The 17,234-nt window shown below is 54.9% G+C and carries 15 protein-coding genes; 8 read left to right on the top strand and 7 right to left on the bottom strand.

What is annotated here, in order from left to right; all coding sequences use genetic code 11:
* Window positions 1-65: 65 nt before the first annotated feature.
* The 3 genes from HFD87_RS05260 to HFD87_RS05250 are packed head-to-tail and all read left to right on the top strand — an operon-like array spanning window position 66 to window position 4,167.
* The gene (locus HFD87_RS05260; protein WP_062757662.1) at window positions 66-2,291 is read left to right on the top strand and encodes an iron ABC transporter permease; all 2,226 of its coding nucleotides are present in this window, start codon (window positions 66-68) and stop codon (window positions 2,289-2,291) included.
* A complete protein-coding gene (locus HFD87_RS05255; RefSeq protein WP_033757668.1) occupies window positions 2,288-3,349 on the top strand; it encodes an ABC transporter ATP-binding protein in 1,062 nt (353 codons plus the stop codon). Before HFD87_RS05260 ends, HFD87_RS05255 begins: the two co-directional genes overlap by 4 nt.
* 23 nt (window positions 3,350-3,372) lie before the next feature.
* On the top strand, window positions 3,373-4,167 hold the full coding sequence (locus HFD87_RS05250) for an inositol monophosphatase family protein (RefSeq protein WP_033767265.1): 795 nt from the start codon (window positions 3,373-3,375) through the stop codon (window positions 4,165-4,167).
* Window positions 4,168-4,200: 33 nt separating this feature from the next.
* Here HFD87_RS05250 and HFD87_RS05245 read toward each other — a convergent pair whose 3' ends face one another.
* Window positions 4,201-4,638, bottom strand: a complete 438-nt coding sequence (locus HFD87_RS05245; RefSeq protein ID WP_167423035.1) for a GNAT family N-acetyltransferase — start codon at window positions 4,636-4,638, stop codon at window positions 4,201-4,203.
* A 180-nt stretch (window positions 4,639-4,818) separates the two neighbouring features.
* On the opposite strand from HFD87_RS05245, the gene hipB reads away from it, so the two are divergent.
* The 5 genes from hipB to HFD87_RS05220 all read left to right on the top strand — a co-directional run bounded on the left by hipB (window position 4,819) and on the right by HFD87_RS05220 (window position 10,405).
* Complete coding sequence (hipB, locus tag HFD87_RS05240; protein ID WP_010670157.1) at window positions 4,819-5,067, top strand: type II toxin-antitoxin system antitoxin HipB; 249 nt, start codon at window positions 4,819-4,821, stop codon at window positions 5,065-5,067.
* A complete protein-coding gene (locus HFD87_RS05235) occupies window positions 5,067-6,380 on the top strand; it encodes a type II toxin-antitoxin system HipA family toxin (protein ID WP_022625645.1) in 1,314 nt (437 codons plus the stop codon). Before hipB ends, HFD87_RS05235 begins: the two co-directional genes overlap by 1 nt.
* Window positions 6,381-6,484: 104 nt before the next feature.
* Window positions 6,485-6,691: a type II toxin-antitoxin system MqsA family antitoxin gene (locus tag HFD87_RS05230; RefSeq protein ID WP_010244885.1), complete on the top strand. Its 207-nt coding sequence runs from the start codon at window positions 6,485-6,487 to the stop codon at window positions 6,689-6,691.
* Between the two features lie 171 nt (window positions 6,692-6,862).
* Window positions 6,863-8,245 carry a Xaa-Pro peptidase family protein gene (locus HFD87_RS05225; protein ID WP_167423034.1) on the top strand — a complete coding sequence of 461 codons (1,383 nt, stop codon included), beginning with the start codon at window positions 6,863-6,865 and terminating at the stop codon, window positions 8,243-8,245.
* A gap of 114 nt (window positions 8,246-8,359) precedes the next feature.
* Window positions 8,360-10,405 (top strand): FUSC family protein, encoded by a 2,046-nt coding sequence (locus HFD87_RS05220; RefSeq protein WP_052271942.1) that lies wholly within the window; start codon window positions 8,360-8,362, stop codon window positions 10,403-10,405.
* 364 nt (window positions 10,406-10,769) lie between these two features.
* On the opposite strand, the gene HFD87_RS05215 is transcribed toward HFD87_RS05220, so the two are convergent.
* The 6 genes from HFD87_RS05215 to HFD87_RS05190 form a co-directional block, all read right to left on the bottom strand.
* Window positions 10,770-11,105 carry a gamma-glutamylcyclotransferase family protein gene (locus HFD87_RS05215; protein ID WP_158149307.1) on the bottom strand — a complete coding sequence of 112 codons (336 nt, stop codon included), beginning with the start codon at window positions 11,103-11,105 and terminating at the stop codon, window positions 10,770-10,772.
* 225 nt (window positions 11,106-11,330) lie between these two features.
* Window positions 11,331-12,047, bottom strand: a complete 717-nt coding sequence (locus tag HFD87_RS05210) for a fimbrial assembly chaperone (protein ID WP_167423099.1) — start codon at window positions 12,045-12,047, stop codon at window positions 11,331-11,333.
* The gene (gene stbD, locus HFD87_RS05205) at window positions 12,013-13,365 is read right to left on the bottom strand and encodes a fimbrial usher protein StbD (protein WP_050482648.1); all 1,353 of its coding nucleotides are present in this window, start codon (window positions 13,363-13,365) and stop codon (window positions 12,013-12,015) included. The genes HFD87_RS05210 and stbD overlap by 35 nt, the downstream gene beginning before the upstream one ends.
* Window positions 13,343-15,904 carry a fimbrial outer membrane usher protein gene (locus tag HFD87_RS05200; protein WP_243207461.1) on the bottom strand — a complete coding sequence of 854 codons (2,562 nt, stop codon included), beginning with the start codon at window positions 15,902-15,904 and terminating at the stop codon, window positions 13,343-13,345. The genes stbD and HFD87_RS05200 overlap by 23 nt, the downstream gene beginning before the upstream one ends.
* The gene (locus HFD87_RS05195; RefSeq protein WP_010670151.1) at window positions 15,876-16,622 is read right to left on the bottom strand and encodes a fimbria/pilus periplasmic chaperone; all 747 of its coding nucleotides are present in this window, start codon (window positions 16,620-16,622) and stop codon (window positions 15,876-15,878) included. The genes HFD87_RS05200 and HFD87_RS05195 overlap by 29 nt, the downstream gene beginning before the upstream one ends.
* A gap of 57 nt (window positions 16,623-16,679) precedes the next feature.
* Window positions 16,680-17,225 carry a fimbrial protein gene (locus HFD87_RS05190; RefSeq protein WP_010670150.1) on the bottom strand — a complete coding sequence of 182 codons (546 nt, stop codon included), beginning with the start codon at window positions 17,223-17,225 and terminating at the stop codon, window positions 16,680-16,682.
* Window positions 17,226-17,234 lie beyond the last annotated feature (9 nt).

The raw sequence follows: 17,234 nt of genomic DNA, 5'->3' as shown, positions 1-17,234 counted from the left end.
GAGCCGGGTCTGTGCCAGACCGCGGTGGCGTAAGCCTGATGTCCGCTTCCTGATCGAGGTGATTTATGAATGCGCACAATCGTCGCTTAACCGGCGCGCTGCTGGCGGGCGCCAGCGCGCTGACGCTGCTGCCCTGGTATAGCCTGGAGCAGGGCTTCTTCTCGGGTGACTGGCTGTTCAGCTTATGGGGCGATGAGACCAATGCGCCTGCGCTGGGGCAGCTCGCGTTACACAGCTGGCTGGGCATCGCCGTGGCGCTGTGGCTGCTCTGTGCTGGCAGCGCCTTTCTGCCCCCGGGCCGCACCCGCAGCACGCTGCTGCTGCTGTTCAGCACCTGCGGCATTCTGTTTCTGGTGCTGGAAGGGCATGCCATCGGTTTCAGTGGCTGGAACTGGTTATGGCTGGAGAACCTCACCGGCCCGCTGGCGCAGGGGCAACCGGCGATGGGCGCGGGCGCGCTGCTGCTGCTGACCATATTTTTGCTGATTTTCGCCTTTGCCCTGGCGGAGCGCGGCGTGCTGAAAGGCGATGCCTTTGTGGTGGCGTCGATTGTGCTGCTGGTGGCGCTGGTCACGACCTTTGTGCTCTATCCGGTGCTGAGCCTGTTTGTCGCCTCGGTGCAGGATATTGATGGCAGTTTTAAACCTGACGGACTGATTGCCAATATGCAGGATCCCGCCATCTGGAGCCTCGGCTGTTTTACCGGTGGCACCTGCGGCACCGCCTGGCGCACGCTGGGACTGGCGCTGATGACGGCCAGTGGCGCTACGCTGCTGGGACTGGCGTTTGCACTGGCGGCGACGCGCACCTCGCTGCCGTGTAAAAAAGCGTTGCGGATGCTGACCATTCTGCCGATTATCACGCCGCCGTTTGTCATCGGTCTGGCGCTGATCCTGCTGTTTGGCCGCTCTGGCGTGGTCACCGAATCGCTGGCGACGCTGTTCGGCATCGAGCCGGGCCGCTGGCTCTATGGCATGACCGGCATCTGGATTGCCCAGGTACTCTCCTTTACCCCCATCGCCTTTCTGGTGCTGATTGGCGTGGTCGAGGGCGTCAGCCCGTCACTGGAAGAGGCGTCACAGACCCTGCGTGCCAGCCGCTGGCGCACTTTCTCCCGCATCTCGCTGCCGCTGATGGCGCCGGGGCTGGCCAACGCCTTCTTAATCAGCTTTATCGAAAGCATGGCCGATTTCGGTAACCCGATGGTGCTGGGCGGCAGTCACGGCGTGCTGTCGACGGAGATCTTCTTCTCCGTGGTTGGCGCACAGAACGACCCGAGTCGCGCGGCGGTGCTGGCGATGATCCTGCTGGGCTTCACCCTGGCCGCTTTTCTGGTGCAGCGCGTCTGGCTCTCCGGCAAAAGCTTCGCCACTGTCACCGGCAAAGGCGATGGCGGCCGTCATGTGATGCTGCCGCGTCCGGTGCGCTACAGCGTCTATGGCATGGTAATACCCTGGGGTCTGTTCACCCTGGTGATCTACGGCATGATCATGATTGGCGGCTTTGTGCAGTCCTGGGGGCTGAATAACAACCTGACGCTGGATCACTACATCCGCGCCTTTAGCGTCAGCGTTAATCAGGGGCAACTGGTCTGGAGCGGCGTCGCCTGGAGCTCTTTCTGGACCACGCTGGAGATCGCCCTGATCGCCGCGCCGCTCACGGCCATTGTCGGACTGCTGACTGCCTGGCTGATTGTGCGACAGAAGTTTGCCGGTCGTCAGACCTTTGAATTCATGCTGATGCTGAGCTTTGCCATTCCCGGCACGGTGATTGGTGTGAGCTATGTCATGGCGTATAACCTGCCGCCGCTGGAGATCACCGGTACCGCGATGATCCTGATCGCCTGCTTTGTCTTCCGTAATATGCCGGTTGGCGTGCGTGGTGGTATTGCGGCGATGAGCCAGCTGGATAAAAGCCTGGATGAAGCCTCACTGACGCTGGGCGCAAACAGTTTCCGTACCCTGCGTAAAGTGGTGCTGCCGCTGCTGAAACCGGCCATCAGCGCCGCGCTGGTGTACGCCTTTGTGCGGGCCATTACCTCTATCAGCGCGGTGATTTTCCTGGTCAGCGCCCAGTACAACATGGCGACCTCGTACATTGTCGGGCTGGTGGAGAACGGTGAGTATGGCGTGGCGATTGCCTACTCCTCGGTATTGATAGTGGTGATGCTGCTGATCATTGGCCTCTTCCAGCTGCTGGTGGGCGAACGTCGCCTGCGTCGTGCAATCCAACCGGCGGTGATTATTGCCGCACCCTCTGCATCCACTCTGACTCAGGAGAGAGCCGTATGACGACCATTAACGCCGGATCGGTGGTGTTTGAACATGTCGCAAAGCGTTTTGCCGGTTTTACTGCCGTGCCGGATCTGTCGCTCACCGTAGAGCCGGGTACGCTGGTGACGCTGCTCGGGCCGTCCGGCTGCGGCAAGACCACTACGCTGCGACTGCTGGCCGGGCTGGAGCATCCCACCGCAGGGCGGATTCTGATTGGCGGCAAAGATGTCACCCATCTGCCCGCCAACGAGCGCGACGTGGCGATGGTGTTTCAGTCCTACGCGCTGTTTCCCCATATGAACGCCATCGACAATATTCTCTACGGGCTGCTTTCCTCGGGCATGAACAAACGCGAGGCGCAGGACAGGGCGCGCGAGGGGCTGAAGCTGGTGGGTCTGGAGAGTCAGGGGCAGCGGTTGCCGTCGGAGCTTTCTGGCGGACAGCAGCAGCGTATTGCGGTCGCCCGCGCGCTGGTGCTGGAACCGCAGGTGCTGCTGCTTGATGAGCCGCTATCGAACCTTGATGAGCGTCTGCGCCGTCGGGTGCGCACCGACATCCGCGATCTGCAGCAGCGGCTTGGGTTTACAGCGGTTTACGTGACCCATGACCAGGAGGAGGCGCTGGCGGTCTCCGATAAGATTATTGTCATGAAAGAGGGGGATATTGCCCAGCAGGGTGCGCCGGAGACGCTTTACCATTCGCCCAATTCGGTCTTTATCGCGGACTTTATGGGGGAGGCGAATATTCTGCCCTGTGAAGTGGAAGAGGCGGATGCGGATGACGCGCTGGTCCGCCTGGGTAATCAGCGCTTCCGGGTACGAGGTGCCGGTGCAAAAACCGGCAGTGCTCAGCTGGCGGTGCGACCGCAGTTTATTACGTTGTCCGGCGACGGTCAGGGGGCGCTGCAGGGGGAGGTCATTCACAGCACCTGGCTGGGTGACCATATCGAATATGAAGTCGCCACCGAACTGGGCGCGCTGTTCATTATCGATCCGCAGATGGAACAGCGTCTGCCGCTCGCCACCACAGTTGGCGTCAACTTCAAGCCGCAGGGCCTTGCCCTGATTGCCCGTTAATCTGACTAACTCAAGGAGTTCGCATGGAATCGCATGATGAAATAATGGCGCGTCTGGCTTTAGCGGAAGCCGTTGCCCGTGAAGGTGGCGCGACGGCGTTATCTTACTTCAACCGTCGCGAGACGCTGGTGGTGGAGACCAAGTACGATTTGCAGGATGTGGTGTCGATTGCCGACCGTGAAGTGGAGCAGCTGATCGCCAGCCGTATACGGGATGCGTTTCCCGCTGATGGCTTTCTGGGTGAGGAGTCGGGACTGCAGGCGGGAGAGTCTGACTACACCTGGGTGGTTGATCCAATCGATGGCACCAGCCCGTTTCTCAATGGGATGCCGAGCTGGTGTGTTTCCGTCGCGGTACTGCGCGGCGATGTGCCGGTCATCGGGGTGATTTTCGCGCCGACCTATCAGGAGTGCTACGTGGCGGCACTGGGGCAGGGCGCGACGCTCAACGGTCATCGTCTGCAGGTCGATCCCACACGCACGCTGCAAAACCACGTTACCGGTTTTGGTGCCAACAGTTATGTCAGCCCGCAGCAGGTAGGCGAGATTGTGGCAGCGCTGCTGTCGGCAGGCGGTAACTTTATCCGCATTGGTTCCGGCGCACTGATGCTGGCCTGGGTCGCCGCCGGTCGGGTCGTGGGTTACTACGAACCCTATATGCACGCCTGGGATTGCCTGGCGGGTTACTGCCTGGTGAAAGAGGCGGGCGGCTGGTACCACCCGTTTAACACCGAAGGCGATCGCATCACTAAAGGCGCGCAGGTCCTGGCCGTGGCACCGGGTGCCGAAGCGGATCTGCGGCGCATTGCCGGTTTGTAATTATGTGACCCTGTCACGCTGATGGTACTGCGGTCAGCGTGATGCCTTTGGCCGTAGCGTTTTGGTCAGATAGTGACGCTGCATACCGGTTTGCGGAAAATCGGGCAGGGACATCTGCGGCTGATAACCCTGTTTCTGATAAAACGGCAGGGCCTGAAAACTAAAGGTATCCACCAGCGCATAGAGACATCCCATCTTTCCCGCCTCCTGCTCTGCGGCTTCCAGCAGTGCGCTGCCCAGACCACTGCCACGGAGCGTTTCGTCCACCCAGAGATAATCGATACAGAGCCAGTTTCCTTTGCGTGCGGCGATCACTCCCCCGCGCAACATTCCCTGTACGTCCCTGTGAGAAACCGACAGCGGTCCCCAGTTATCGCGGCTGATAAATTGCCGGTTGTAAGCCCCCAGTCCTGCCAGCAACTCTTCCCGATCGTCGTCGTTGACCTGATGGGTAAGGGTAAATGTGCTCATCCTCGTCCTCTTTTATTCATGGTTCCGGCTTATCCCCTGGAAAGGATAATTGTGCGATTATCCGCTATAGGGTATAAAGTAATTATTATCCTCTTCAGGGGGTAAAAGCTGTTTTATACCCTGTCGGGGATAATGCCCCTGCGCTATGCTTACAGCCTGTGATCCAGAAGGAGCCACCCCATGATATACAGCCCGCTACAGCTGGCAAACCGGCTAAAGCTCATTCGTCAGCGTAATGGCTGGACCCAAAGTGAGCTGGCGAAAAAGGTCGGCCTGAAACAGGCCACCATCTCTCACTTTGAAAATGCCCCTGACAGTACCTCGCTGGCAACGCTGTTTAAGCTGTTACAGTCGCTGGAGCTGAGTCTGGAAGTTCAGGAGAAAGAGGAGGCCGGTGCGCCTCAGGTGCATGATGAGGATGAGTGGTAATGCAAAGGCTGATTGCGTGGATGAACGGCGAGCGGGTAGGCGTACTCACCCGCCAGCGAAACGGCGCTCATGAGTTTCAGTATGATACCGGCTGGCTGAGTAATCCGCTCTCCAGGCCGCTGTCACTTTCGATGCCGTTGCAGGTAAAGGCTCTCACCTCACACGCCGTGATTAACTTCTTCGATAACCTGCTGCCGGATAGCCCATTGATTCGCGACAGAATCGTGGCGCGTTACCAGATTAAATCCCGTCAGCCCTTTGATCTGTTGCAGGAAGTGGGACGTGACAGCGTCGGGGCGACTATGCTGCTGCCGCCCGATATGCCACTGCCCGCACTGCAGGCCCGCTATGAAGTGCTGGATGAAACCCGGCTCGAAAGCGTGCTGTCGGCCTATCAGTCAGATATCCCGCTGGGGATGCTGCGTGAAGAGACCGATTTCCGTATCTCGGTCGCGGGGGCGCAGGAGAAAACCGCACTGCTGCTGACCGATGAAGGCTGGAGCATTCCTGCCGGTGCCACGCCCACCTCGCACATCATTAAGCTGCCGATCGGAGAGATTAAACAGCCGGCCGCGACGCTGGATATGCGTGAAAGTGTGGAGAATGAGTATCTCTGTCTGGCGCTGGCCCGTGCACTCGGTATCGACGTGCCGCAGGCAACGATTATTCGTGCCGGACAGATGCGCGCCCTGGCGGTAGAACGTTTCGACCGCCGCTGGTCACGCGATAAAACCCGGTTGATTCGCCTGCCGCAGGAGGATTTCTGTCAGGCGCTGGGACTGCCATCTTCAACCAAATATGAGTCGGATGGCGGGCCAGGCATTGCGGAGATCATGCAGATACTGATGGGATCGAGCAACGCCATCGAAGATCGCTATCGCTTTATGATGTTCCAGGTGTTTCAGTGGCTGATTGGCGCAACCGACGGTCACGCCAAGAACTTCTCACTGTTTATTGAGCGCGGCGGCAGTTATCGACTGACTCCCTTTTATGATGTGATCTCCGCTTATCCGGTACTGGGCGGCACCGGTCTGAACAAGCGAGCGCTGAAACTGGCGATGGGTCTGCGTGCCACTAAGGGGAAGAAGACAGAGATCGACAAAATCTTCCCGCGCCATTTTATCGCCACGGCAAAAAGCGTCAGTTTTGATCGTGACAGTTTGCAGCAGATCTTCGACTTCTTTATTAAGGCCTTTCCCCAGGCAGTGGTCTCGGTGCGCGATGCCTTGCCGCCCGATTTCCCGCAGCACATCGCCGACGCCATCTTCAGTCACTCACTGATTATGCTGGAGCGGCTGCGGCACAAAGAGTGATGGCGCTTATGAGCTGGCAATATCCTGAAAAACCTCTCCTCATGTGTATGGCTAAAAGCCTGTCGGCTATGCTTATCTGACAGGCTTAACAGGAGAGTCATGGTATGAAGTGTCCGGGATGTGAAGGAGAGGCGTTTGTGTACGCCACGCGCGACGTCAGTCTTAATACGGGTAATCCGGAGGACGTTGTGCCAGATGTGAAGGGCGATCACTGCATCCGCTGTGGAGCGGTGATTATGAATGCCGGAACGTCGGAGTTATATCCCGAAAAGGCTGAAGCGCTGGAGAATGCAGGCGTGCCCATCAAATAACACAGAGAGCCCGTTTAGCGCGGGCTTCTTTGTCTCTGTTACAGGTGAATGTCCCTCTTTTGATAACACGCAACGAGTAAGTTGTGTGATTGTGGCACCCTACAGGCTAAACCTCAGGTTTACCCTGGGAACGGAAATCAAACCCCGTCAATCTGGCCACTGGAGTGCGTTATGGATGCCAATCGCTATGCCCTGGAAACAATCCCCTCACCGCCGGCATTTCCCGGTGCTGCCAGCCCTGTGATGTCTGATGAAACACTGCATCGCCGTCTGGCCGCCATTATTGAGCGGATGCAGCAGCAGCAGATTGCGCAACTGATTATCTATGCCGACAAAGAGCACGGCAGCAATTTTGAGTATCTGGCGGGATTCATTCCGCGCTTTGAGGAGGCGCTGCTGGTGGTGACTCAGCAGGGCGAGCTCACCTATATCATGGGTAATGAGAACCTCAAGCTGGTGCCGTTTGCCCGCAATCCGGGACGCTGTCTGCATGCGGCGGTCTTTTCTCTGCCCAACCAGCCTATGCGCGGGGAGCAGCCCCTGGATCAGCTGTTAACAGAGGCAGGGATAGTGGCGGGAGAACGCACCGGGCTGGTGGGCTGGAAGTTATTTACCGGCAGGCAGCAAGGGATGTTTGATCTGCCGCAGTTCATCTATGCCGCGGCGGCGCAGGCAGCGGGCGGCGATGCACAACTGGTAAACGCCACCGGATTGTTTATCTCGCCTGACAACGGTGCACGCTGCGTTAACGGCGCCGATGAAGTGGCGTTTTATGAGGCGGGGGCCAATCTTGCTTCAACCGCGATGCTGGCTGCGCTGGATAGCGTAGCGCCGGGCGTCACAGAGAAGGCGTTAGGCGCACGTCTGAACGCAGAAGGGCAGCCAAACACGGTGGTGACGATTGCCGCGACCGGCGATCGTTTCGCCCAGGCCCGGCTCTATCCGTCTGATAAACGGATTGCGACAGGCGACAAGCTTTCTCTTACCACCGGCTACAAAGGCGGGCTGACCAGCCGCTCGGCTTACGTGGTCAGTGAAGCTTCTGAGTTACAGTGTAACGTCTCCGACTGGCTGACCCGGCTGGCGATCCCCTATTATCACGCGGTGGTCAGCTGGCTGGAGCAGCTGCGGATCGGGATCACCGGCGGCGAACTCTATTCGCTTATCGAAACGGTGCTGCCGAAAGCGCAGTATGGCTGGCATCTTAATCCGGGGCATCTGGTGGCTGACGAAGAGTGGCTAAGCTCGCCCATCTATCCCGATTCAGCCGTGACACTGAAAAGCGGTATGCTGCTGCAGATTGATATTATCCCGTCGGTGCCGGGTTATGGCGGCTGCAGTATAGAGGATACGGTCGGACTGGCGGACGCGGCATTGCGTGATGAGCTGGCGCGTCGTTTTCCCGATCTCTGGCAACGAATGACTCAGCGCAAAGCGTATCTGACAGACGTGCTGAAGATTGAGCTTGCCGAAGAGGTGATTTTGCTCTCGAACACGGTAGGCTATCTGCGCCCTTTTTTACTGGATAAGCGCCGTGCACTGGTGCGCCAGTAGGGGCTTAACCGGCCTGATGCGGCCGGTAATAATTTGTAAAATTTAACTGAGAGTAAAACGCAGGCGCATCTGTCAGGATACGCGCCTCAGAAAGTTCCTGGTTGCTCTCATTCGATGAAATGGTTTACCAAAAACGCGGTTTTGTTTGCCTGCAAAACCTCCTTTGCCGCGTTTATCGCACTCTCTGTGGCGCTCGTTCTTAACTTCGAAAAACCCGCCTGGGCGCTGACCACGGTGTTTGTCACCTCGCAACTCTATGCAGCATCGACCGTCTCGAAATCGCTGTTTCGCCTGCTGGGCACGCTGCTGGGCGGCATCTTTATTCTGCTGATCTACCCCGAAACGGTGCAGTCGCCAGTGTTGTTCAGCCTGTGCGTATCGCTATGGGTAACGGTTTGCCTCTGGCTCTCTCTGCATGACCGCACGCCGAAGAGCTATATCTTTATGCTGGCCGGCTACAGCGCAGCGATTATGGGATTTCCAGACGTTGAGTCACCGTTGGCAATCATCAACACCGTAGTTTCACGTATTGAGGAGATTACGCTGGGCATCCTTTGCAGCACGCTGGTTCACCGGCTGGTGTTTCCGGTTTCGATGCATCATCTGCTGGGGCAGAGCGTTAATCTCTGGTTTCAGAACGCGCGCAAACTCTGTGATGAACTGATCAGCGGAATGGCAAAGAACAAATCGCTGGAGCGCGAAGATATCCTGATTCAGATGGCGGGTTATCCGTTGAATGTTGAAACGCTGCTGACCCACTGCGTCTATGAGGGCGAAGCGGCGCGTAATGTCATCCGTCTGGTCAGCGTACAGTATCAGCATCTGACTTATCTGCTGCCGACACTGACGGCGATTGAATCACGGCTGGGTGTGCTGGCCGAACTGAATATTCGTTTTCCGCCGTGCGTCACCGACGTGTTTCAGCAGTTCCTGTTGTGGCTGCATCACGATCGGATTAACGATATTGCCGGACTGCGTGAAGCGATTGCTGCCAGTCAGGCAACCCTGGAGCACGAATGGCGGGCCGGGCTGCTGGCAACCGAAGAGAGCCTGCTGCTGATTGGTCTGCTGGAGCGGCTGGCTAACTTTGTGCGCATTGCCGATGCTTATGAGAATGTCAGTGCGCGCGCAGGGGATCTCTACAGCCACGGGGATGGGGCGGCGATCCGCAATATCCGGGAACACCGGCATATCGACAAGGGACTGTTACGGCTGTCCGCGCTGACGGCATTTCTGGCGACCTTCCTCTCCAGCCTGTTCTGGATCGGCAGCGGCTGGGCCGATGGGGCGAATGCACCTCTAATGGCGGCGATCATCAGTTCATTTTTTGCTGGTGTCGATTCCCCGGTAACGCCGATGAAGCTGTTCGTGAAAGGGGTGATGATTGCGCTGGTGGTCAGCCTGTTCTACATCGCTTTTCTGATCCCGCAGGCCAATACCTTACAGGCGCTGATGATCATACTGCTGCCCGGTCTGATGCTGCTGAGCCTGGTCATTGCCAATCCGGCGACCAATCTGGTAGGGCTGAGTGTCGCCATTCAAATCCCCGGTTTTATCGGCTTAAGCCATCACTATGTCCCCAATCTGATCGTCACGCTGAATGCGGCCATCTCCTCGATGGTGGGGATTATGTTTGCGGTGGTGCTGACGGCGTTGATCCGCAACAAACGGCCGTCATGGATAGCCAGAAGAGCGGTGCAACGGGGGCTGCGCGATCTGTTAGGGTTTATTAAAATGGTGGAGCGCAATTCCGCCACGCTACTGTCACGGCAGCAATTTATTGCGCGGATGCTCGACCGGGTGAATATCATTCTGCCGCGTAAAAGGCTCGATCCGGTGCCGGATATCGTGGTGGGGGGGTATCTGATTACTGAAACCTGGCTGGGCGCCAACTGTTATGACTTCTACGCACGTTATCGTGAGGTGCTGGAGAGTCATCAGATTGATAGTGGTCAGATGTTTCACGAACTGGCGCTATACCTGAAGCGCAAGATGAAGTCGCTGCAGTTAGCGCCACATCAGGATCTGCTGGATGAGCTGGATCTGTTGCTGCTAAGACTGGAGCCGATCGCCCGAGAGGAGAGTGTGGCTGTTGCGCCCTTAATCCATCTGTTTAATATTCGTGTATCACTGTTTCCACATCAGCGCTGGCCAGATTAACCCGGTATAACAGGGCTGGCTGGTGGGGCTAAGAGAGCGCTTGCCGGGACCAGAGCGGACAATCTTATTTTAGTTACATCATACATTAGGTCTTAATTAAATTGAGAATCAGGCAACGTGCCCGCATATATTGTCTGACAGGAAAATAAGATCAGCAGAGTGGAAAGGTTGGTAAAAATGGCCAGCAATGGCCTGAGCGTGAAGCGCAGGCATCATACCGTTTTAAATTCAGTTTGTTGCATTAAATTCTCTAGCCAGACACGCCTGGTTGATACAGGCCATAAACGCGTCCTGCTGCGCCAGAAGCCTGCAATAAGAGCAGGGCGCGCGCATCTCACTGCAGGAAACGTTCAGCGGTAATAACTCAGCGGCTTTCCTGCGGCTGAAGCTGATAAATCCACGCACTGTATTGCCGATTATCTTCGGCAGAAACACAAACTTCGACGCGATCGTAGCCATCTTCAAACGCATCCAGCATCGGCCAGTGGGCGTCCAGCTGGTCGGAGAGAAACAGATAACCCGGCACGTCGGGCCCATGCTCATCCAGAACGATGCCCGGAAAATCAGCCGCTGCGCCCCAGCCGCGCTGATAGAAGGTACCGTTCACCGAACCGGCCAGCCATTCTCCGCCAATATTTTCCAGGATATGGGCATTCTCGCGTCCCGGACAGAGCGTGCCATAGACAAATAAGCGTTTCATTTTTTCTCGTCGTTGAAACAGTGGAAGCCAGCAACTCTAGCGCGGCTAAAATGGATTGTCTTGCGGAACTGCCTCTTCAGCCTCTCAAAACGCCATGCGTAGGTAAATTCTGCGTACTGCCCAGCCCCATCAGATGTGCAGAATTCATGTAGCGACGCCCTGGACTGCCGCAAAAGGTCGGATTTATGTGCACTCTGCCTGTCGGCAGAGGGCACTCCCGTCCGGTTACTTCAAGGTTGTCGTGTAGTTAACCGGAATCCCCTGGTCATTGATCACCGCATAACTCACTGACTCACCGGGTTTCGGCAGAGTGTGACTGTCAATGTAAGCATCAGATTGTGGGGCAAGAGTGAGATTTTTTATTGATTGCTGACCTTCAGAATAGACATTCATGCTCATGAACCAGGGAGTAGGGTTGGTTATGGCGATTTTATTTCCCTTTACCGCGAAACGGAGCTTTTCCGGATCGGTGGTCAGCGGGGCGTTTAGTCCCTCAGGCCGTATAAAGATTTTTAGCCGGATTCGCAGCGGTAACACCACTTTACGTTCAGCCGCGTTAAGCTCTTTTTTCAGCCCAGGGATCTGATAAATATTTAACCAGTAGAGGCTCTCTTTGTCCGCGGGCAGCGCCTGACGTGAAGTGAGTACCAGACGCAACGATCGCATTTCTCCCGGATACATTTTTACCACCGGCGGTATGACTATGACGGGCGTGATGCTGGCGTCGGGTGAGAGAGTCAGGTCACCGTCATCTGTCCAGATTTGCAAATACGTTTCGTTTCCGCCGCTGTTGACGACGTTAACAGACTGGCTCAGATCCGATTGATTGAAAACGATCCGGGTTTTATCCACATTGACCACCGCCCAGACGCTGAATGAGAGCAGGACGCCAGATAACACAACGACGTTACTGAAAACTGACCACAACCTGTAACTGCGCATTGACTGTTCCTGCTGTAATAGTTTGCCCGCTGAGCGCTTCAAGAGAGGCGGTGAAATCACCACTGTAAATATCAGCGCCTCCTGAGGAGATTTGCGACGTTAAATCTTTATAGGCATACCAGCCACGGCTGTTGCCCGTGCCCGTCACTGTTCTGTCAGGCAGTAAATTGAGCGCCATATTATGACTGTCATAAATTTTTATACCGACGCCGGAGGCGGCAGCGCTGCTACCATAGTGGGTATCCAGCAGCCAGGTTAGCCCGCCGCCAGCTGTACTCAGCCCCAGATTTCTTGCCTGCGTCACCGCATTTGACTGGTTAACGAGAAAGCCCATAGCGACATTTGCTGACGTGATCGTCGATGTACTGGTGCCGGAGATGGCACCGGACTCGCACTGGATAGTGATAGTAAAAGGAGCCTGACTTTTCCCGCCCGCGGCAAGGGTATTCACGCTTACGGTCGGCAGCAGCACCACCGAAGGATAATCCTGGACTTCGCATAGCGCGCCACGCACATAGGTGACATTTGAGAAGGTGCTCCAGGCAGCGGGCCAGTTACGGTAAAAACCATACCAGTAAGAAAGACTATCCTGGCCCACTTTCAGATTATTGGTATCCAGCCCGGGTCCTTTAAAAGCAATATATCCGCGAGGTTGTGTCCAGTTGTCCACATAGCGATTGCTGTTGCTGGCGTAATAGCGCGTAGAGTCTATTTTAAACATTTCATACAGCACATTGCTGAAAGCACTGGCCGGAATATAAATATAGGTGCCATCAGAATACCAGTCACTGGCTGTCAGCTGTCGGGCTTTCCAGTAGCGACTGTAATATTCGCCGGTTGTCAGGTTAGTTAGCCTGACGGCAACATTTGCAGCGACATCATAATAGGCGCCGTCCACTTCAGAGGTAATATATTGACCGGCATAGGGGCTGTCACCATTGGTGGCATACATCTCATACAAACTGTCTGCATCTGCCACGGCGCAGCGGTAAAGAATCTGGTTAGCTGAGTAGGAAACATTGCTGGCCGATGACAGAAAGCTGCCTACCGAGCTGGCCAGCAGTGTGCCAGAGGGCTGGAAGGTCTTTCCGCTATTGATGCTGATCACAGATGGCAGGCCCACATTCCCTGAGCAGGTGTCGCAGGCGCCGGTCCAGTAGGCGGCGGTATAACCAGCTGCAATCGCGCTTTGAGACAACGAGGATGTGGCGGTAACAACACTGCAATTAGCCCAGGCGGGCACATTGAACAGCAATAATAAGATATACAGGAAATATTTTTCGATTCTCACACGATTAACCCTTATGGCAGACAGCATCCAGGCGAACAATATTCTCATTCACGCGACCGGTTATTTGATAATTAACAAAACATGTTTTATTGCCCTTATATTCCCAGTTTACCTTTAAGGTTCCAGAGTCATGCGGTACACGTGCATATAATTGACCACCCTGGCCCACAATACCTATCACGGTATTATCAGCATCACGGACCTCGGTGCCCATTGGCGGGATTTCATGATCTTCATTTTTGAGCGCGATTAAGACGGCCTTACCCTGCAGCGTGGCAAAATTAATTCGGGTAACGGAACCGGCATAGGGCACAACGCGCTGGCTTCCACCGCTTAATTCGGCATCAGCATTCATATAGCGTGTATCAAGGCTGACGGTGTTGGCCTGATATGGCGTCAGCGACGGCAGGATAGCGTAACCAAAATGATCAATGACGGCACCCTGACCATTGCGTACGCTGGCGCCCTGGGCACCATCCGCATGGATAAGCGCAAAAGTGTCGCTGGTATAAGGTCCGGCGGTGACGCCGCCGCGATGAATCAGCAACGTACCAGAAAGCCCTAATCCAGCCTGGCGATAATTATCCCCCTGACCATAATTCGCTCTGACCGCGCCTGCGCGCGTATTCTGCTGAATATTTCCGCCGAACGAGACACTGTGGCCGCTGTTACTTTGCGTATTTTCGGTTCCGCCATACAGGGACCAGGATCGCTGATTGTTCTCGCCAGATGAACCGGTCAGTGAGAACGTCGAATTGCGTGTTTCTTTAGACTGGTTGTAGTTATAGGCCACAGAGGTAGTGTGATTGCCCCAGTTCAGCGGAACCGAGACATTCAGTGAAACGGTATTTTCGGTATATTTCTCGCGGTATGCGTTATCACCATCGTCCAGGTTCAGCCCGAAACGATCATAATTCCAGGTAGTACGCTGACGGGCAACGTTGAGACTGTAACTGATGTTATTCCAGCTGTTGCTGTAACCTAACTGAAGCTGAGTAATACGTGACCGGTTATTATAGTAATCCGCCGTGCTGCCGCTCAGGCTGATTAAGCCATAATCGGCCATTGACTGACTCAGGGTCACAGAAAAATTATTACGCTGATGCAGCGTATCTGAATAGTAACTGATGCCATTGTCCTGCTGGCGCCGAACGCCCAGCACATCCTGCAGGTCGCGATAACCGCTGGTTGAGTAACGATAGGCGGCCAGGACCAGGTTGGTGCCGGTAGCAAAGGTTTTGCTGTAGCTCAGCTCGGCGCGCCATCCCGAGGCATTTCTGTTCTGTGCGACCTTTGCATCAGAAAAGGTGGTGTTTAATCCCACTGCGCCCGCTGCCGAAGTCCAGACACCGCCAAGCAGCCAGGCCTGATAGTCCTGAGCCAGCCGCGATCCTGCCGTAGCGGTCAGTCGGTTACTGATACCGCGCTGCAACAGCCCTTCAAAGAAGGTGTTATTAACTGAGTAGAATTGCCGTACCCGACCCAGTGCAACCGAGTAATGCCAGTTTCCCGGCCTGACCGAATCAGGCACAGAGGCATAAGGAACGGTAAACGAGGACGTTTTGCCATTGGCTTCAATAATCTCAACATCGAGATCGCCCTGGCTACGGGTATTGTACAAATCGTTGATCACGAAGGGACCAGGCGCCACGCTGGTCTCATAAATAACGCGATTCAGTTGCCTGACGATAACCCGGGCACTGGAGGAGGCCACACCGCGAATTTCGGGCGCATAACCACGCCGGCTTTGCGGACGCATCCTTTCATCGGTAGTGAGCTTAATGCCATTATAAGAAAGGCTGCCAAACTGCGAACTTTCTGTATAGCTGTCGCCCAGTGTCAGCAGACTGTTCAGCGGTTCAATGGGGCGCTGAAGCCAGGTTCTGACCGTTGTGTAGCGAACATCGCTGCCGGTAACGTTATTGTCGATAAACCGCAGATTGCCCTGATGGCGCAGCTGCCAGTTATCAATATTAGTGCCCGCCGTGATGCCACTCCAGAGATACTGGTATCTGTAACCGGAAGCGCTATTTTCCGTCCAGCTATAATTGGTGTTATGCCGGATGAAAAGGGCGGAGATCCCTTTATCCCATTCGGCGACGGGAATATTTCCCCTGGGCAGATGAATTAACTCCGCATCCGGAATGGTGAACTGCAGCCGCAGTGAAGCCTGATCAAATTGCCAGCGGGCCGCTGATGACCAGTGACGCAAGGGCTGACAGCCCTCGCTGGTTGAGGATTTATTCAGTGACTTAAGGCTTAATGATTCAGCCACCGTCAGCGGGAGACAAGGTTCTATCGGCTGACCTTTCTCTGCTGACAGAAAGTTCAGGGTGACGCCGCTTTTAACCAGCTTATTGTTAACATAGATATCGACATAATAGTTGCCGGGGGCGATAGTCTGATTGTTAAACTGATCAATATTCTGGCCAAAGGCGGAACCTTTAAACAGCGAAGGATCGAAATAGTACTCATCAGCGTGTCCATACGGTGAAAAAGTAAATGATGCACAGAGAGGCAAAAAAAAGATGCGGATATTACCTGCCTGCAATCGGATAGTCTTCACTGACTTTAGCTCCCTGGTCATTCATTGCTGAAAGAGAAATCACGCTATTAGCTGATAAAGAGTGCGTTGCCGGTTTACACCTGACTATTTTTTTGGCAAAGGGCGCAATCATTTCGGCTTCGCAGGCTGTTTTTTTGCCTGCTGTTTTTATTGCAACTTCTGTAAGTGAGAGATACCAGGGTTGAGTGTTGTTGATTTCAACCCCCTCTTTTTGCATCGTTACTTTTACACCGTCGAAAACATTAACCGGCTGACCAATCGCTTTAGGACGATAAAAGAGTTTCATGCGGTTACGTAACATTAAAACAATACTGTTACGGCCTGATTCCGCCTGAATATTACCGGGGGGGATCTGCAGGGAGTTGAACCAGTAAATCGTCTCGCGATCCTGTGGTAATGAGACATTAGGTATGAATCGGATTCTTAAAACCTGGCCGGTCAGAGGCTGGATCCGAAACAGCGGTGGCGTGATAATAAAAGGCACGTCACTCTTATCGCCAGGTTGCGAATCCATATTGCCATTATCAAGCCAGGCCTGAATGACATAAGGAATATTATCGTTGTTCTTTAACTGAACATCGACGGAGAGAGCATTACCCGGATAAATAATTCGGCTGCCAAGAATAGTGACGCTTGCCTGGACGTTATCCGAAATAAACGTCATCAAAAAAATCAGTATTACCATTTTTAATGGGAACAGCATAATGCGCGAATACATGTCGGATATCTCAAGCGTGGTGTGCGTATCTGGCTATCCAGATACGCACGAAAAATATTACTGGTAAGTCACGGCATATTGCAGTGATGCGGTAACGGTACCCGCCGTTGGGGTGCCGGATGCGTAATAACGGGCAGAGTAGGTGGCAGAGCCAGAAGTTTCACCGGTCTGCAGTGTCAGATCACCGCTGCCGGTATAACCACTGGTCAGATTAACCACCGCATCTTTCGGATCGAGGATTTGTACCTCAACATTTTTTGCGGTTCCGGTGTTAGATAAATTACCGGCAGCGCTAACGTTATTCCCCACAAACACCGTCGAGATTTTTGTGGCCGAGGTACTGTCCCCGGCGCAGCCGCTAACGCCCACGGTGAAGGTGGTATCACCCGCAGTTGCACCAGAGGCAGCAAGGTCCGAAGTACTGACCGTTGGCAGCAGCACGACAGGGGACGCATTGTTGCCATTTACGGAAACAGAACAGGTTTCAGTGGTCACTTCTCCCTGAAAGTTGATGGTGTTATCTGAAGCTGCAAACACGCTGGCTGACACCAGCCCGGCACTGATTAACACAGCAAGATTAAGCGTTCTGAATTTGGTGTTCATTTAATACTC

It is taken from the genome of Pantoea sp. EKM21T (assembly GCF_011800405.1).
GTDB lineage: Bacteria > Pseudomonadota > Gammaproteobacteria > Enterobacterales > Enterobacteriaceae > Pantoea > Pantoea agglomerans.
This window is presented reverse-complemented; position numbering and strand designations above follow the sequence as displayed.

What these genes read in the sequence shown, in the direction of transcription:
- HFD87_RS05215 (WP_158149307.1), bottom strand. Translation starts at nt 11,105, where the DNA reads ATGAAACGCTTATTTGTCTATGGCACGCTCTGTCCGGGACGCGAGAAT.
- HFD87_RS05225 (WP_167423034.1), top strand. Translation starts at nt 6,863, where the DNA reads ATGGATGCCAATCGCTATGCCCTGGAAACAATCCCCTCACCGCCGGCA.
- HFD87_RS05235 (WP_022625645.1), top strand. Translation starts at nt 5,067, where the DNA reads ATGCAAAGGCTGATTGCGTGGATGAACGGCGAGCGGGTAGGCGTACTC.
- HFD87_RS05230 (WP_010244885.1), top strand. Translation starts at nt 6,485, where the DNA reads ATGAAGTGTCCGGGATGTGAAGGAGAGGCGTTTGTGTACGCCACGCGC.
- HFD87_RS05210 (WP_167423099.1), bottom strand. Translation starts at nt 12,047, where the DNA reads ATGCGCAGTTACAGGTTGTGGTCAGTTTTCAGTAACGTCGTTGTGTTA.
- HFD87_RS05245 (WP_167423035.1), bottom strand. Translation starts at nt 4,638, where the DNA reads ATGAGCACATTTACCCTTACCCATCAGGTCAACGACGACGATCGGGAA.
- HFD87_RS05260 (WP_062757662.1), top strand. Translation starts at nt 66, where the DNA reads ATGAATGCGCACAATCGTCGCTTAACCGGCGCGCTGCTGGCGGGCGCC.
- HFD87_RS05195 (WP_010670151.1), bottom strand. Translation starts at nt 16,622, where the DNA reads ATGTATTCGCGCATTATGCTGTTCCCATTAAAAATGGTAATACTGATT.
- HFD87_RS05255 (WP_033757668.1), top strand. Translation starts at nt 2,288, where the DNA reads ATGACGACCATTAACGCCGGATCGGTGGTGTTTGAACATGTCGCAAAG.
- hipB (WP_010670157.1), top strand. Translation starts at nt 4,819, where the DNA reads ATGATATACAGCCCGCTACAGCTGGCAAACCGGCTAAAGCTCATTCGT.
- HFD87_RS05220 (WP_052271942.1), top strand. Translation starts at nt 8,360, where the DNA reads ATGAAATGGTTTACCAAAAACGCGGTTTTGTTTGCCTGCAAAACCTCC.
- HFD87_RS05190 (WP_010670150.1), bottom strand. Translation starts at nt 17,225, where the DNA reads ATGAACACCAAATTCAGAACGCTTAATCTTGCTGTGTTAATCAGTGCC.
- stbD (WP_050482648.1), bottom strand. Translation starts at nt 13,365, where the DNA reads ATGCTGTCTGCCATAAGGGTTAATCGTGTGAGAATCGAAAAATATTTC.
- HFD87_RS05250 (WP_033767265.1), top strand. Translation starts at nt 3,373, where the DNA reads ATGGAATCGCATGATGAAATAATGGCGCGTCTGGCTTTAGCGGAAGCC.